The sequence below is a fragment of the Chryseobacterium echinoideorum genome (assembly GCF_007474535.1).
In the GTDB taxonomy this organism is placed as follows: Bacteria; Bacteroidota; Bacteroidia; order Flavobacteriales; family Weeksellaceae; genus Chryseobacterium; species Chryseobacterium echinoideorum.
Genome location: NZ_VKNW01000008.1, coordinates 174651 through 190937, shown reverse-complemented (window position 1 = coordinate 190937; position 16287 = coordinate 174651). Strand labels below are relative to the sequence as shown.

19 protein-coding genes are annotated in these 16287 nt (G+C 33.4%); 4 read left to right on the top strand and 15 right to left on the bottom strand.

Features of this window, described 5'->3' with window-relative positions:
* Positions 1-29 precede the first annotated feature (29 nt).
* Positions 30-590: a DUF1543 domain-containing protein gene (locus FOL89_RS11960; RefSeq protein WP_228444907.1), complete on the bottom strand. Its 561-nt coding sequence runs from the start codon at positions 588-590 to the stop codon at positions 30-32.
* A gap of 185 nt (positions 591-775) precedes the next feature.
* Between FOL89_RS11960 and FOL89_RS11955 the strand changes: the two genes are divergently transcribed.
* The 3 genes from FOL89_RS11955 to FOL89_RS11945 all read left to right on the top strand — a co-directional run bounded on the left by FOL89_RS11955 (position 776) and on the right by FOL89_RS11945 (position 2869).
* Positions 776-1516 carry a hypothetical protein gene (locus FOL89_RS11955; protein WP_144283029.1) on the top strand — a complete coding sequence of 247 codons (741 nt, stop codon included), beginning with the start codon at positions 776-778 and terminating at the stop codon, positions 1514-1516.
* 142 nt (positions 1517-1658) lie between these two features.
* Positions 1659-2489 (top strand): sulfite exporter TauE/SafE family protein, encoded by an 831-nt coding sequence (locus tag FOL89_RS11950; RefSeq protein WP_144283028.1) that lies wholly within the window; start codon positions 1659-1661, stop codon positions 2487-2489.
* Entirely contained in the window at positions 2486-2869 is a 384-nt protein-coding gene (locus FOL89_RS11945; RefSeq protein ID WP_144283027.1) for a DUF1634 domain-containing protein, read from the top strand. Before FOL89_RS11950 ends, FOL89_RS11945 begins: the two co-directional genes overlap by 4 nt.
* 16 nt (positions 2870-2885) lie before the next feature.
* Here FOL89_RS11945 and gloA2 read toward each other — a convergent pair whose 3' ends face one another.
* Together gloA2 and FOL89_RS11935 are read right to left on the bottom strand one after the other, a co-directional pair.
* On the bottom strand, positions 2886-3263 hold the full coding sequence (gene gloA2, locus FOL89_RS11940) for an SMU1112c/YaeR family gloxylase I-like metalloprotein (protein WP_144283026.1): 378 nt from the start codon (positions 3261-3263) through the stop codon (positions 2886-2888).
* Positions 3260-3733 carry a nuclear transport factor 2 family protein gene (locus FOL89_RS11935; protein WP_228444906.1) on the bottom strand — a complete coding sequence of 158 codons (474 nt, stop codon included), beginning with the start codon at positions 3731-3733 and terminating at the stop codon, positions 3260-3262. Before FOL89_RS11935 ends, gloA2 begins: the two co-directional genes overlap by 4 nt.
* Positions 3734-3873: 140 nt before the next feature.
* On the opposite strand from FOL89_RS11935, the gene FOL89_RS11930 reads away from it, so the two are divergent.
* Complete coding sequence (locus tag FOL89_RS11930; RefSeq protein WP_144283025.1) at positions 3874-4959, top strand: endonuclease/exonuclease/phosphatase family protein; 1086 nt, start codon at positions 3874-3876, stop codon at positions 4957-4959.
* A gap of 232 nt (positions 4960-5191) precedes the next feature.
* Here FOL89_RS11930 and FOL89_RS11925 read toward each other — a convergent pair whose 3' ends face one another.
* From FOL89_RS11925 to FOL89_RS11870, 12 genes are all read right to left on the bottom strand, one after another.
* Positions 5192-5767 (bottom strand): hypothetical protein, encoded by a 576-nt coding sequence (locus FOL89_RS11925; RefSeq protein ID WP_144283024.1) that lies wholly within the window; start codon positions 5765-5767, stop codon positions 5192-5194.
* A complete protein-coding gene (locus FOL89_RS11920) occupies positions 5761-6819 on the bottom strand; it encodes a diphosphomevalonate/mevalonate 3,5-bisphosphate decarboxylase family protein (RefSeq protein ID WP_144283023.1) in 1059 nt (352 codons plus the stop codon). The genes FOL89_RS11925 and FOL89_RS11920 overlap by 7 nt, the downstream gene beginning before the upstream one ends.
* A 14-nt stretch (positions 6820-6833) precedes the next feature.
* On the bottom strand, positions 6834-7256 hold the full coding sequence (locus tag FOL89_RS11915; protein ID WP_144283022.1) for a hypothetical protein: 423 nt from the start codon (positions 7254-7256) through the stop codon (positions 6834-6836).
* A gap of 8 nt (positions 7257-7264) precedes the next feature.
* Positions 7265-9034 (bottom strand): AMP-dependent synthetase/ligase, encoded by a 1770-nt coding sequence (locus FOL89_RS11910; RefSeq protein ID WP_144283021.1) that lies wholly within the window; start codon positions 9032-9034, stop codon positions 7265-7267.
* Positions 9034-10050 (bottom strand): NAD-dependent epimerase/dehydratase family protein, encoded by a 1017-nt coding sequence (locus FOL89_RS11905; RefSeq protein ID WP_144283020.1) that lies wholly within the window; start codon positions 10048-10050, stop codon positions 9034-9036. The genes FOL89_RS11910 and FOL89_RS11905 overlap by 1 nt, the downstream gene beginning before the upstream one ends.
* 3 nt (positions 10051-10053) lie before the next feature.
* Positions 10054-12210, bottom strand: a complete 2157-nt coding sequence (locus tag FOL89_RS11900; protein WP_228444905.1) for a peptidase domain-containing ABC transporter — start codon at positions 12208-12210, stop codon at positions 10054-10056.
* Positions 12211-12216: 6 nt separating this feature from the next.
* Complete coding sequence (locus tag FOL89_RS11895; protein ID WP_144283019.1) at positions 12217-13224, bottom strand: MvdC/MvdD family ATP grasp protein; 1008 nt, start codon at positions 13222-13224, stop codon at positions 12217-12219.
* On the bottom strand, positions 13214-14173 hold the full coding sequence (locus tag FOL89_RS11890; protein WP_144283018.1) for an MvdC/MvdD family ATP grasp protein: 960 nt from the start codon (positions 14171-14173) through the stop codon (positions 13214-13216). Before FOL89_RS11890 ends, FOL89_RS11895 begins: the two co-directional genes overlap by 11 nt.
* A 74-nt stretch (positions 14174-14247) precedes the next feature.
* Complete coding sequence (locus tag FOL89_RS11885; RefSeq protein WP_144283017.1) at positions 14248-14445, bottom strand: microviridin/marinostatin family tricyclic proteinase inhibitor; 198 nt, start codon at positions 14443-14445, stop codon at positions 14248-14250.
* A 115-nt stretch (positions 14446-14560) separates the two neighbouring features.
* Positions 14561-15349, bottom strand: coding sequence for an alpha/beta fold hydrolase (locus tag FOL89_RS11880; protein ID WP_144283016.1), 789 nt, complete (start codon positions 15347-15349; stop codon positions 14561-14563).
* A 48-nt stretch (positions 15350-15397) separates the two neighbouring features.
* Positions 15398-16012 carry a nucleotidyl transferase AbiEii/AbiGii toxin family protein gene (locus FOL89_RS11875; protein ID WP_144283015.1) on the bottom strand — a complete coding sequence of 205 codons (615 nt, stop codon included), beginning with the start codon at positions 16010-16012 and terminating at the stop codon, positions 15398-15400.
* The gene (locus tag FOL89_RS11870) at positions 15967-16272 is read right to left on the bottom strand and encodes a DUF6922 domain-containing protein (protein WP_144283014.1); all 306 of its coding nucleotides are present in this window, start codon (positions 16270-16272) and stop codon (positions 15967-15969) included. The genes FOL89_RS11875 and FOL89_RS11870 overlap by 46 nt, the downstream gene beginning before the upstream one ends.
* Between the last annotated feature and the right edge of the window lie 15 nt (positions 16273-16287).

Below are 16287 nucleotides of genomic sequence, written 5' to 3'. Positions count from 1 at the left end.
AAAATTTATTTTAATGCCAGTAAATGGTACTATACTTTATCAATTTTAAAATAACCTATTTCTGTTATATTCTGTTGATTTTCCGCTTCAGATTTTATTAAAACGATTGAATATTTTTCTTTCATTTTTTGTGGAAGAATATCATTTACTTTAAAAATATCATCAATGTCAACTCCGTGTTTATCATCAATATGACTTACCGCACCTTCAAAGCCCATCGTTTTATAAAAATGGGTCTTTTTTGCTTTTTTTACGACCTCAGCCATAGAATTCCCTGCCAGTAAATGCTGCTCATGAAACTCTTCAAAAAAACCTTTTTTGTATCCACCTAAATTGATAAAATAGAGCTGATTTTCTGATATCTGATCAGTTTTTTCTACAATTTTAATTTCAAATCCATCAGCGAACTGCACTTCCTGATAACAGTCAATATGGATTTTCCCTTTCGCTTCTTTCCAAAACTCTTTCATATCCGGAACAAGTTCTTTAAGACTTTCTGCAATACCAAAAAAAACGTCATGCTGCTCAATATTTCTGCCTTTGGGAGTAGCTCCCAGAATAATATAGAATAATTTCAGATTGGTTTCCATGGTTGCAAAAATACACCAAATTTATCTTTTTTTTAATGTTCGGCAGATGATACGCATCGTTCATAGCTGTGATTTTATGATTCTAAGTTCAAGATTATTCTTATTGACAACTCGAAAAAAAACATTCCGAATTTTAAAATTTAAATATAAATTTTGCGTTAGATGAAAAACTTTTGATAATAACCATGAAAAAATCTCTTAAAACTGCGATAATAGCTATACTTTTTTTCTCAGTACACTACTACTATTCGCAGTCAGAGTACTCGTTAGGAATTACTGTAGGCTCAGGCGTTAACTTTTACAAAAATAAATTATCCGCTGACAAAACTCGCTTCAGTCCAAACAAACCAATATCATTCTATGTCGGAGCAAAACTCATGAAAAATTTAGACGAAAAAAACAAACTGTTTGCTGATTTCTCAGTCACAAGAAAAAAAATAGAATACGAATACAACCTCAATGAACCAGAAATTCCATTTACCAATAAAGAAATTTTTGGACAGAAATATGACTGTATTTCGATTTTTGTGGGATACAGAAAGTTATTTTCTTTGAGGGAAAGTTTTGTTTATATTGAAGGAAGTCTAGGTGCAGACTTTAACAATAATGTGATGAGCTATAATGAAGGAAACGGAGAAACACAGAATGGACTGAACGGCAATATTGATTACGAAAATTCCTACAACACAAATCTGGGCGAGAAAACGTACACTATAAGCTCTAATATTGGATTGGGCTTAAATTTCGGGCAACGGAATCAGTTTGATGTTGGATTGTCTCTTAATATTCCTCTCCAAAAAATTCAGTCCCGAGAATCGGATTATCATTATATTTGGAATTATCAGAACAAAAAATATGTACATCAGCTTAAATATCTCGGGAATATCTACTATCCAAGTCTAAGGCTGACATACTATGTTTTTTAGAAATCAGCTGATAGTTTACTAATTGTAAACTTTTCTTCTCTAAATAATGAGCTGACAATGCTTTTCAGGCTCTTTAAATAAGGTAAAAAATAATATCAGGCTAATGTTTGCCTGAAAACCTCAATAGTTTTATATTTGTAACATGTCGGAGATTATCATACTTTTTCTTGGCGCTATTTCAGCAGGTCTTTTAGGTTCACTTACAGGTTTAGGAGGCGGAGTCATCATCATTCCATTATTAACACTGGGTTTCGGGATTCCGATGCATTACGCCATTGGCGCATCTCTTATTTCGGTAATCGGAACTTCTTCGGGAGCGGCAGTAGCTTTTGTAAAAGAAGGATTTACCAATATGCGGATCGGAATGTTTCTGGAAATAGCCACCACAGCAGGAGCTATTGTGGGAGCTTTGGTTTCCGGAATGCTGAATCCCAATACCATCGGAATTATTTTTGCCAGTATTCTCTTGCTGACTGTGATATTAAATCTAAAAGGAAAACCTGATCATCAGGAACCTTTAATCAAAGGAAGCCTTGAAGACAGACTGAAATTATTCGGTACTTTTCCCGATAAAGGAATTATAAAAAGCTACGCAGCGAGAAATACAATTCCCGGTTTTTTTATGATGATGTTTGCAGGGGCCATGTCCGGACTTTTAGGAATCGGTTCCGGGGCGTTGAAGGTTTTGGCAATGGATAATATGATGAGACTTCCTTTTAAAGTTTCTACCACAACCAGTAATTTTATGATCGGAGTAACTGCGGTTGCAAGTTCATTAATCTACTTTCAGCGAGGTGAAATTATTCCCGTCATTGTAGCTCCGGTTTTGGTAGGTGTAGTGGTAGGAAGTTTTATAGGATCTAAAACATTAATGGTTTCCAAAACAAAGAAACTGAAAACATTTTTTGCAATCGTCATCACGATTCTTTCTGTATATATGATGTATAACGGTATCAGAAGCAATTTCTCATGAGAAAAGATTTTACAGATATAGACCTTAACCGTTCCGTAGGAAATCTTCTTCGATTAGGAGTTATTTTGTCGGTTATCACTTCTTTAATTGGTTTTGTAAAACTGTTTATGGAAGGTTTTAAAATGCCTAGAAAATACACCATGCTTGAAATGGGAAATTCTTCAGAAAAAGTTTGGGGACATTTTTGGGAAACCTTGATGAAAGGAGAAGGAATGGCAATCATACAGCTTGGAATTCTGATGCTGATTTTCACCCCTTTGATGAGAATCGTTTTTGCTTTGATTGGATATTTGAAAGAAAAAGATTATGTATATGTTGTCATTTCTATGATTGTTTTGGCAATTATGGCAATTAGTTTTTTCACAGGATATGCAAGTTAAGAAATTTCAATTCAGATCATAGCTCATAAAACTCCAATGGTAATTCATCCGGATCCTGAGTAAAGAAAAATTCTTTTCCAGTAAATTCATCAATACGGATTTCTTCGCATTTTAAGCCTTTACGAATCAATTCTTCCCATTTATTTTGAACATTTTCTACAGAAAATGCCAAATGTCTCAATCCGCAAGCTTCCGGTCTTGAAGGTCGTTTTGGAGGATTGGGAAACGAAAAAAGTTCAATTACATACTCCTCTCCTATTCCTAAATCTAATTTATAAGATTTTCTCTCTTTTCGGTAAAACTCCCGAATGATATTCAATCCTAATATTTCAGTATAAAACTTTTTAGACACTTCGTAATCTGAGCAGATGACAGCGATATGATGAATTTTCATTTTAAAATTTCTTTACAGTTTTCTTTTCTTCTTGTATCAATTAAATAGTGAATTTTCCATCTTCCGTTTTGTCTTATCAACTGAAAACTGTTAGCTCCGCAATGTGAAAACTTCCCTTTAAAGTAAAACGAATACGGCGTAAAAACACTTGCTAAATCACCATCAATACTGATATTTGCAAAAATTATTCTTTCATCAAGATCATTTTTAGAAAATTTGGAAAATGAAGATATAAACTCTTTCACATCCTCTGTTTTTGCATTTCCATCCTTTGTAATTGTCTGCAATATAGCTTGATCTGTAAATAAAGCCTGTACCGTTTCAGAATCTGTATTTTTCATTGCTGTAAATAGCGAATTGATAACTTCTTTCACAGAATTTTCATCAGAAGTCTGTCCAAAGCAGAAACTGTTTATTAGGATTAAAGTAAATAATATTCTGTTGGTCATATTGAGACTATTTATATTCATTAAATTTTATGAAATGGGTATTAAAAATTTAAAATTAAAAAAAAATTGAGAACAGTTTTTGTTAAATGAATAAAGTTTAAATCTGATTATTACCACAATCAGCCAAAAATAGCTTAAATTTATCTCTTTATTAAAACTACATGCCGACTGTTTATTATATACTTGTTATTCTGTTGTTTCTATTTTCTGCTTTTCCAAGAATCCCAAGTCAGCATTGGGTTTTCAGAGTTCCTGATTTTGGAAAAATTCAGGTCACCATTATTACATTTTTGGTTTTTCTGATGGGATTTGCGATCAAAAGTTCGCTTTCATACTTTTGGTATTTTCAGAGTTTTCTGATACTTCTTTTCATTTATCACGGTTTAATTCTTATTAAATATACCCCACTGTACCGGGTAAGAAAAAATCATCCGGGAAAAAATTCATCTAAGAAAATTCATTTTATATCTGCCAATATTTATCAGTTTAATACAGATTATCAAAGATTTATCAATCTTATCAACACCTGTAAGCCTGAAATGTTTTTAACGATGGAAAGCAATGACGATTGGGAAAACGCTTTGAGGGTTCTGGAGAAAGACTATCCGTATCATCATAAAGTAACGCTGGAAAACACCTACGGAATGCATTTTTATTCCAAAATTAAAATTGAAGAATCTAAAACTCACTTTTTTGTTGCAGATGACATTCCCAGTATTGAAGCACATTTGAAAACAGATGATGGTTTCAGCTTCGTATTTTTCGGGGTTCATCCGCCACCGCCAAGCCCGACAGAGGAAGAAACATCAAAGGAAAGAGATGGGGATCTTCTGTGTACCGCAAAAAGAATCTGCGAAATTGATCAGCCGGTAATTGTTGTAGGAGATTTCAATAATGTCGCCTGGTCTAGATCTTCCATATTATTCAGAAAGACCAGCAAACTGATTGACCCGAGAATTGGTCATGCTTTTTTGTCAACATTTCACGCAAAATATAAACTATTCAGATTTCCGATTGATCTGATGTTTCACAGTGAAGATATTTTCATAGAAAAATTAAAAACCTTAGAAAATTTTGGTTCAGATCATCTTCCTGTTTATTGTGAGTTTTATATTGATCATAAAAACCACGAACAGGAAGAACAAATTGATACAGCTGATGCGGAAGAAAAACAGGAAGCCGAAGAAATGATTCAGGAAGGAAAAGAAGAAAACGGGGAGCGTGACAAAGAAGCAAAAGAAGACTGATTATGAAATTAATATTTGCTATCGTGTTCTATAAATCTAAAAATTAAAAAGCAAATAAGTTTGCTTTTTTAGCCATCGTACCAAAAATATCAAAGATTTTTAAAATCCTAAAACAATTGATTGCTTTGTTTTTTTATCAGGCTTCAATAGGTACATCTTTTTAATAATTCACGATAATTAACATAAAAGGTAGTATAATTATTATACATATAATAATTTTTTTCTTTTAAACCTAAAGAATTGTATTATCTAAATAACTGTCGGTTTTTACATAACTCATTTCCAAAACATCATTAATGATGGGTTTATATGCAGGTTTTTGACTGTTGTATTTTCTATAAAAAGAGTTGAACAAAACTTTTAATTTAACCTTTGAAATTGGTAAATCTTTAAATTCAAGAAGAAAATCTTCATTTTTACATTTTACAAAAATTCTTAAAATTAAGTTTTTATGCCGCAAGTGGTAGAATTCAATCTCATTCCAAAAAATTGTTCTGCTGTTTGAGAAAGTTATTCCTTTTTTATTTAAAACAATTTCGGGATTTTTTCTGAATTTTCTTCTTAGAAAAATGTTCAAACCAAAACTAAATACAACACCAAACAATATCAATAACAAAAAAGTAGGATTAAAATTACTCTGTTTAAAATATTGTAAACCTATAAAAGTAAAAATTGATGGAATAATGAAATATTGTGCATACGAAATTTTACTTTTTTCCACCACGACTTTATCCGGAATCTGCTTCTTACAAAAATGATTATTGATTCTAGATATTTTTCGCTTCCTAATATGAAAGTTTCTTACCATTTCATCACATCCTTCACAACTCCATTGTTTTGGGTATGCTGCAGCAATTCAGATTGAATAAATGATTTTATTTGTTCTTCGGAACCGTCATTCGGGAACAGTAAATGAACATTTGCTCCTGCATCCAAAGTAAAAAATAATGGTAAATTTGTTTCTCTTCTGAAATCCCAAATTTTATTAATCACTTCTAAAGTTCCGGTTTTCATTAAAATAAAAGCTGGTTCGCTCATCATCATCATCGCATGAAGAGTTAAAGCTTCATGCTCCACCAGTTTAATGAAATCTTCCATATTTCCGGATTTCAGGATTTCCTTCATCGGAACAAAATTCTCTCTGGCTTCCTGAAATCTTCTTTCTGCAAAAGGATTAGAATTCATCAGCCCATGACCAACCGTTGAAGAAACACTCTTCACACCTTCATGAATCAATAAAACCCAATCGTTAAAATCTTTGAAAACAGGATGAATTTCAGCATCAGAATATTTAACCGCAAATAGATCCGAACTTCCTGCCACCTCATCCGATTTCCCCCAAACAACCAATCCGCTATAGAGACTTCTGCATGCACTTCCGCTTCCCAATCTTGCTAAAAAAGAAGCTTTTTTCAATGACTCTTCTTCTGAAGTTTTTCCAGTGAACTCTTCATCAAGCTTCATCAGACATTTGGCAATAGCTCCAAAACCAGATGCAGAACTCGCAATTCCCGAACTGTGAGGAAATGTATTTTCTGTTTTGATGATGTATTTCCCTTTTAAAATCCAAGGTAAATACGGTTCAATAGTCCTGAAATATTTTTCAATTTTTTCAGCAAATTTTATTTCTTCATTTCCAGCTAAAAAAGTTTTAACAGAAAATGATTCGTTAGCAAAAAACTCTATTTCAGTATTGGTTTTGCAATGGTTCAAAGTAAAACTGATGCTCGGGTTTGCCGGAATCTGGTCTTTATATTTCCCCCAATATTTAATTAATGCAATATTAGACGGACAGCTCTCTGAAACTGATCTATTTTTTACTGTGAAATTATCTTTTCCTAAAAATTCTTTTGTTGTCATACCTTAAAATTAATTTAGTTATTTCCGATTAAATGCTCAATAACCTCTTGATCTTCTTCTACAATATGATCTGTAATATGATAAACATCTTTTATCCATGGATGATTCAAAGCGTCTTCTCTTTGTAGTATTTTCCCTAAAATATCAGAATTCCATGGAGATTCATTACCGTCTAAAATACGTACATAAGAAGTATTATCATCAAACCATAGTTTAAATAAAAATGAAGTTCTACATTCTGGAACTTCATCAGTCCCCCAATCCCCTATAGATATTAATCCTAAAACGTCTTTATCGCTATGACCCTTAGTAAAAGAAATATAATAGATTGCAAAAGCATTCTCATCTTCGTACACAAAACGAGTAAGCTTTATAGTTGTATTTCCGCAACACTCACACAATTCATAATTGGGCTCTTCAAATTCTATTTTCAACATTCTCTTAATCAATACATTTTTTCGATCACATCAGCATACTTCTTCAGTACAACATTTCTTTTTACTTTTAAAGTAGGAGTAATTTCTCCGTTGCCGATCTCAAATTCAGCCGGCATTAACGTAAACTTTTTTACTTTTTCAAAATCTGAAAGATGCGATTGAAGTTCTTTTATTTTTTCTTTATAGAAATCTACAATTTCTTTTTTGTTGACAATCTCTTCCCAATTGGTAAAACTGATGTTGTTTTTCTTTAAAAAGTCTGTTAAAAACTCAAAATTCGGAACAATTAAAGCAGAAACAAACTGGCGTCCTTCTGCAATTAAAGTGATCTGCTGAATAAAATTATTATTGGTAAGAAGATTTTCTATCTGCTGCGGCGCAATGTATTTTCCGTTGGAAGTTTTCATAAGATCTTTGATACGATCTGTAATGAAAAGATTTCCATGATCATCAAATCTTCCTGCATCCCCGGTTTTAAACCAGCCGTCATCAGTAAAAACTTTTTCGGTTTCTTCAGATTTTTTATAATATCCTTTCATGATACCATTTCCTTTTGCCTGAATTTCGTCCTGTTCTCCGATTCTTATTTCAACTCCGGGCAAAGGTTTCCCACAACTGCCGTGTTCAAAATGAGTAAAAGGCAGAGCCGTTAATGTTGCAGTTGTCTCGGTTAAACCATAACCCACCGTTACATGAATACCGATAGATTCAAAAAAACGGGTTACTTCAGGTGATAAAGAGGCTCCTCCACATGGAAGAAACCAAAGCCTGCCACCCATTTTCTCCTTTACTTTACTGAAAACCAAAAGATCGGCAACAGTTTCTTTTATCTTTAATCCAAAAGGGATTGCTTTTTCATTTCTTTTTAATTCCGCAGTTTGCCATCCTGTTTCTAATGCCCAGCTGAAAATTTTCTTTTTTAAAGAAGAACCTTCTTCTGCTTTTTCTAAAACTCCTGCATAAATTTTCTGAAAAAATCTCGGAACAGCGCACATCATCGTTGGTTTTACTTCTTCCAGAGTTTTGGCAATATCTTTCGGATCTTCCAGAAAATAAACTCTTGCACCACCATAAAGGCACAGTAAACTCCAGCTTCTTTCAAACACGTGGGTTAAAGGTAAAAACGCCAGTGACAATTCTTCTTCAAAATTCCTGAATTTAAAATAATCAAAGTGCGCATCAAAAGCATTGATAAAATTACCATGCGAAAGCATCACTCCTTTTGGTGCTCCTGTAGTACCTGATGTATAGATCAATGTTGCAGTGTCATCATCTTCTTTATTGGCAAATTCAAATTTTGGAGACGATTTAGCAATAAAATCTTCCAAGTAAAAACTGTTGAATTCTTTTTTAATCCAGACTGCTTTTTTAGAAACAATGATGGTTGTAAGCTGAGTATTTTGTTTTTGTAAAATTTCTAAACAAGAATCGTACTGAGACTGATTTCCCACCAAAATCATTTTCGAGCCTGAATCACTGAGAATGAACTCTGTCTGTTCACCATTATTGGTTGAATAAATAGGAACAGTAATGGCTCCTACCGATAATACAGCCAGATCGAATATCATCCATTCTGCTGAATTGTCTGCATAGATCGCAACTTTATCATTCTCTCCAATCCCCGAATTTTTCAGTGCATTGGCAGTTTTATAGATAATTTCGCTGAATTTCTTCCAGCTTAGTTCCTTCCACCCCGAATCTTTTTTCTTAAAGCCAACTGCTGATTTTATAGGATGTTTTTCTACATTTTTTCTGATGATTGCCTCTGCAAGATTCATTACTTTTTATTCAGCTTTTTGTCGTTAATATAATGATTAAGATGAAAGTCTATACTTTCTGAAACAGGAATAAACTGATACCCCAGTCTGTCTTTTATTTTTTTATTTGAAATGAAATTCAGGTTTGAAACCGCCTCTATATTTGTTTTTGTTGCCATTCTCAACTGGGGGAAAATCCATCCGAACAATATATTGACAACTCTGCCGATCTGAAGAAGATTTTTGGGGATAATTTTAGCTTCTTTAAGACCTAATTTTTTTCTGATCTGCTGTCCTATTTCAGCATATTTTTTAGTCTCGGAAACAATCACAAAACGCTCACCGAATTTTTCTTTCTCCATCAGACTTAAAGCAATTTCTGCAACATCTCTTACATCTACGTAACTCGTACCTCCGGAAAATGTAAAGCTGTTATTTTCAAAAGTAGGAAAAACATCTCCGCTGCTTTTCCCCCAATTACCGGTTCCTATAATCATTCCCGGATTGATGATGATGGTATTCAAACCCTCCGCAGAAGCGCGCCAAACTTCCATTTCTGAAATATGTTTTGAAATCGCATAGGCAGAATGATCTTCCTTAGGATTAAAATCTGAGCTTTCATCAAGCTCTCCGTTTTCGTTGAATAAATCTAAAACTGCAATAGAACTTACGTGAAGAAATTTTTCAACAGAGGAGCTTTCACAGGCATACAAAAGATTCTCAGTACTTTTTATGTTGGTTAGGCAAATTTCTTTACTGTCTTTGGGGTCGTACCCTACTTTGGCAGCACAATGATAGACTTCCGTAACATCTTTTAAGGCAGCTTCAACAGAATGAATATCTTCAAAATCAACATCCAACCATTCAATTCTGCTGAAAAAATCATCAGAATTTTCGGTGTAATAACGGTAAGAATTTTTTACTTCCATTAAATTACTGGTCGGTCTTTTGGCTGCACGTACGTTTCTCCCTTTCTTCAAAAGTTCTAAAACGATTACCCGGCCTAAAATTCCTGTAGCACCTGTTACGAAAACCATTAATTATATTCCTACTTGATTACTTACTAAATTAAAATAAAACTTTTTCTTTTCCAGCAATTCGGCATGAGTTCCTTTTTCAATAAAAGTTCCGTCATTCAAAACAAGAATCTGGTCTGCATTTTTTACCGTACTAAGACGGTGTGCAATGATAATCACGGTTTTTCCTTTAAAAAAATTAAAAAGATTTTCCATGATTTCCTTTTCATTTTGTGCATCCAGAGCACTCGTTGCTTCATCCAAAAGAAAAACAGACGGATTTTTGTAGATTGCTCTTGCGATTAAAATTCGTTGTTTTTGTCCTGTACTCAGACCAATTCCATCGTTTCCGACAATGGTATCCAAACCTTGCGGTAACTGCTGAATTAGCTTCTGCAAATTTGCAACTTTTACGGCATAATTCAACAGATTTTCATCAATATTATCCTGTTTCAAAGTTATATTTCTGCGAATACTTTCAGAAAAGACAAAACCTTCCTGCAAAACAGTTCCCGTGATCTTGCGCCATTCATTAAGGGAAATATCCGATAACGTGGTTCCGCCGAAATCAATCTGTCCTGAATCAGGTTCATAAAAACGAAGAAGAAGTTTAAAAAGCGTAGTTTTTCCGCTTCCGCTTTCTCCTACAATTGCTGTTACTTTTCCATGAGGAATAACGGCATTCAAATTTTTCAGAATATCAAAATCTCCAAAACCGAAGTTGACATTATTGAGTACAATATCACTATTATTATTAATTTCTTTAAGTTTCTGAGCTGTATTTTCTACCGGTTTGGTATGAACCTCTGCAATTCTTTCCAGACTCAATTTTGCATCCTGAGAAATTTCTATGAAATATAAAAGCTGATCGAAAGGCGAATTCATCTGACCAACAATAAAACTTATGGCGAGCATCATCCCCAAAGTAAGATCGCCATCAATGACCGAAAAAGCTGCAAATCCTGTGATGAGAATATTTTTGAGCTGAGAGATAAAACCTGCACCAATCATCTGATATTGCGAAAGCTTTAATGCTTTTTTATTTCTTTCAAAAACGTCATGCTGCAGATTTTCCCATTTTGTTCTCTGGAAGTTTTCTGACTGATTAATTTTGATTTCAGACATTCCCAAAACCATTTCGTTTAAAATATTTTGATTCTTACTGTTAAGAACAAATTCTTTCTGGTCTAAAATTTTTCTCCGGTTTAAAAAAACAGAAATCCAGATGACCGAAAGCGCACTCAAAACAAAGAATATCAGTAAAATGATGAGATTATAAATTCCCAAAACCACTGAAAAAACGATGAGATTTAAAAACGAAAAAAGAATTGAAAGCGTATTGGTAGAAAGAAAAGAATTGATTCTCTGGTGATCTAAAATCCTCTGCTGAATATCACCCAGCTTTTTTGATTCAAAATAAGAAACCGGAAGTTGTATGAGTTTTTCTATAAAATCACTGATCAGTTTAATATTGACTTTCGTATTGACTTTAAGCATAATCCAGCTTCTTATCAGCTCCATCATGCTATTTCCGGAAAAAAGGAAAATCTGAGCAGCGATGATCATTAAAACCAGATTTTTATCCTTAGAATTGATTCCTTTATCTACGAGATTCTGTGTAAGAAAAGGAAAAGCTAGGGTGATAATGCTCGTCAGAAGCAAGGTAAAAACCAATACAATCAAAGACCTTTTGTGAGGTTTGAGATAAGAGAAAAGAAAACCAAAACCTTCCTGAACTCTCTCTTCTTTTTTATCATAAAAATTCTGAGTAGGCTGCAGCAAAAGAGCTTTCCCTGTTTCATTATTCTGAAGCCAGTTACTTTTAAACTCATCTTCAGAGAGCAAAACTTTACCATATTCAGGATCAGCAATAAGTATTTCACCCTCTTTTTCCTGTGGAAGTAAGACTACAAAATGTTCTTTCTTCCAATGCAGAATGCAGGGTTTCGGAGCTTCGGACATCAACTTTTCAAAATCAGTTTCTACTGCAAGAGCTTCAAAACCCAGTTCCTGAGAAGCAGAAATGAGATCATGAAAACTCACTCCTACTCTGGACTGAAGCGTAATCAGGCGAAGATATTCCGCTGAAAAATTCTTTCCGAAATATTTTGTAATTATCCTAAGACATGTCGGTCCGCAATCCATCGAATCCAGCTGTCTGTAAAAGGTAATTTTTGCCACGAAAAATTATTTTAAAACCATGTTGTTTCTTCTGGGTACTTTTCCGCAGAGAACATCGGCAATGCTTTTGGAAATTGCATGGTCATCCAAAAGATTATCTAACCAAAAAAATTCACCTGCTGCATTGATTTCGATAAAATAATATTCATCTTCGGGCGAAACAATCATATCAACGGCGCCATAATCGACGTGATAAACATCAAGTAAATTCAGAAGTTTCTGTTCTATATCTGCAGGAATTTTCGTTTTTTTCCATTTATCAATCAAATTAATACCGTCTTTTCTCCAATCTGTTTTTCCATCTTCAGATTGTTGAGAATCAATTTCAAACGCATAAATATCCTGCCCGACTATCGTAATTCGCAGCTCTTTTTTCTTTTCGATTTTTTTCTGAAACTGCATCGGGCAATATACCAGTGAATCTAATCTTTCAAGGCTTTCTTCATCAATAACATTGGTAAAAACTACATTCTCAACACCATCTTCGTAAATCGCAAAGCCAGTCTGCATTTTACCAACTACATTCTGATGTTCCATGATGAATCTTTTAGCTTCTTCAGGATCATTAGTAATGCATGTTTCAGGAATTTTGAACCCTAATTTGTGAGCTATCTTAAGCTGCTCTTCTTTGCTGTCGATTCTGCGATAAACACTTGGTTTTCCTAAAGAATAGCAATCCAGAGATTCGATAAAACCAAAAAGCGTATGCCTAATTTCACCCATTGCAGGGCCGAAAAATTTGGCTTCCAGCTCTTCTTTTAAGCCAGTCCCTATATTGTAAGCTCTTCTGTACCAAACTGTAGCAAGATCATCTAACTTAATTTTGTTGTCTTGTGTTTTTAGATACGAAATCCATTTTCCGTCCTCAAAAACGGTAGAAAGATGATTTTTTAATGGATATAAATCCACATCAAAACGAATCACTTCAAAGTTATTCTGGGTTATAAATTCTACAACTTTTTCTAAGGAAAAACTGTCTTGTGTATGGGTGATAATTAATATTTTATTGTTCATTGGTCAATATTCTGTTTATAAGATAATCTGCAATTCTCTGTGCTATAGGAAAATTCAATTCTTTCTGCAGCATTCCCCATTCTCCTTGCGGGTTTACCTCAAGAAAGTAATAATTTCCGTCAGTACTTTTAATCATATCAATGGCTCCAAAAATCAAATTCATTTCTTTCATCATCGAATTTAAATTTTTTCTGATTGTTTCGGGCAGTTCATATTTTTCCCAGAAAAAACCTGACCGGGAAACCCTCCAGTCTGCATGAGTTTTGTTATTGATTTTTCCGGTAAAAAATTCGCCGTTGATATACACTATTCTCAGCTCATATTCTTTTTCAATATAGGGCTGAAAAATCATCGGACAAGTGGTAAGATTAGATAAATCCTCAAGGTTACTTTCGTCAAAAGGTATTGTAGAGATCATTTCCTGACCATCCATGGATCTGGAAATCGTTCCGTGAAGTTTTGCAATTGCTTTCCCATTACAGAACTCATAAAAAAATTCTTTTACCGCATCTTCATCGTTTGAAAAAAGTGTTTCGGGAATTATTAAGCCATTCTTCTTGGCAATTTTAAGCTGCAAAATTTTATTGGATTCAATTTTTTTTTCAGCCTGCACAGGATTAATCCAAGGAAGATGCTCGAGTGCTGTAAAAATATTAAGTTTTAAACTTTGGTATTCGGTCAAAAAAACATGATGATAATTTTCATCAAGATCTTCCGGAATATTAATATTCCACGTTTTGCGATGCCAGACTGCTTTTATAGCATCAGAATTAATTTGATTTCCAGACTCATCTGTTATGATAAATGAATCATCTTTAAGATTTAATTTCATCTGATGATTCAGGCAGTCGGAATTCAACCGAAAAAAAGGAATGTTTTTCGACGTGAGGTATTCAAAAAAAATATCAATATTGTAAAAGTCCTGAGAATGAGTAATACAGAGAATCATATTTTAATCATAATAAAAAAGGAAACTTGACGTCTAAGTTTCCTTTTAATATAAAGTTGTTAATATGCTTTTACTTAAATATCGCTACCTTCATCTCCATCTGATGGATACTTCATCGTTTGCTGATTATCATAAGTAGGTTTGGTCACTGTATCTTTCAAAGGAGTGGTAAGTCCTGATCCTGAAGCTCCCCCTTTCACCGCTTTAGTATCTTTAATTTGATTTTCTAAAAACGAAGCAAAAAACGGTTTTTTTAACTTTTTCTTTTCCATAATGAAATATTTTATTGATTTGACCTTACTAAGGTAGTAATTATTTAGTGATTAACAAAAACAAAAAATACTATTTAAGAAAATTTTAACATTACAGTTCGCTAATTTTTCGTTTTTAATGTAAATCTAAAAATTCCTTTACAACGGCCGCAAAATCAACAGGATTATCTGCCTGCACCCAATGTGCTGCATTTTTAATTTTTATAAATTTGGCTCTGGGAAATTGCTGTCTGATGGAAAACTCATCCTGCGGTAAGATATAATTTGATTTTTCTCCCGCAATAAATAAAGTTTCACCTTGAAAAACCCCGAATTTTATAGCGTTAGATACAAATTGATTATATTTTTCTGCTAAAGTTTTGAGATTAAATCTCCAGTTGAGCTTTTTAGAATCGCCGTTTTCTTCCCAATACAGGTTCTTAGCCAGAAATTGAATGGTAGATTTTTCAGGGATATATTGTGTCAAAACTTTTTCTACTTCACTTCTTGATTTCACCTCATCAAAATCAACCGTTTCAAGCGCCTTAATAATTCCCTGATGATGTGGAGGATAAGCTTTCGGAGAAATATCTACCACAATAAGTTTCTCAACTTTTTCAGGATAATTGACAGCAAACTGCATGACCGCTTTCCCACCCAATGAATGTCCTAAAACGTGTGCTTTCTCAATACCATAATGGCTCATATAATTAGCAATATCATCGGCTAAATCATCGTGAGACATATTTTCGGAATGAAAACTTCTGCCATGATTTCTCAAATCTATTAAGTGAACAGGTATAATTTCTCCCATTTCTTTTCCAAAGCTTCCCCAATTGTCGAGCATTCCGAATAATCCGTGAAATACTAAGAGCGGTGTTGACGATATATTTTCGCCAAATATTTTTGAATGTAAAATGTCCATTTTTTATTTTTTGGTTGATGGAAACAATTTGTTTCAATCTTTCGATAACTAAAGATTTAATTTAAGGTATTCTGATATGATTTTCTTTTTACACTCTCCCCAATCAAAGTTTACAAACATTTTAGGCTGAGGAAAAATATCTGCATCAACAAAATAAGTAATAGATTTCAACATCATAAAATCTGTATGATCCACATATTTTTCATTATAAAAGCTTATCATTTGCTTCAAACTGTATTTATCAAGCAGGAAATACAGATCTATAAAATCTTTTTTACTGCCTCTTCCTTCTATTGCATTAAGTTTCATTGCAGCAATGTCTTTTTGAGAAGCGATTCGCACACCATCAGCAATAATATATTTATCTAAGAAAGGATATCTATGATTTACAAAATCAACTTTAATCCCATTTACAGAACAGATCAAAACACTTTTACTACCAGAAATTTTTTCTACTTTACCCAATTTTTGCAATTCCTCAATAATTTTATTTTCATCAATTTCTTTGTTGCCAAAGAAATCTAGATCTACAGAATTACGATGACCAATTTGCAAAGCCAAAGCTGTTCCTCCGACTAAAATAAAGCCAGAAAAAAAATCCGAACTCATTATTTCATTTAGGAGTTCCAGTAATTCTTCACTGACTGTCTGTGTTTGTAGCATCTGAATTCGGATTTATCAATATTAAAAATTGTAGACAGAAATGATAGAGATACAGCGTCGAGACTTCTTAAATTCAAAGAAATATCCTTGATTTTTTCTTTTCCGTATAATAATTTTATAAGTTCCCAATCTTTCAGCCTGCCGTATTCCACAACACGACCTACCATAAACTCTTTATATTCCTGAAGGTCAAAAGTAGCCAAATCCACATCCCAAAAGAGATGAGGAGAAAAGTCTTGTATGGTAATTTCAGAGTTCATAATATTTCAAATTTA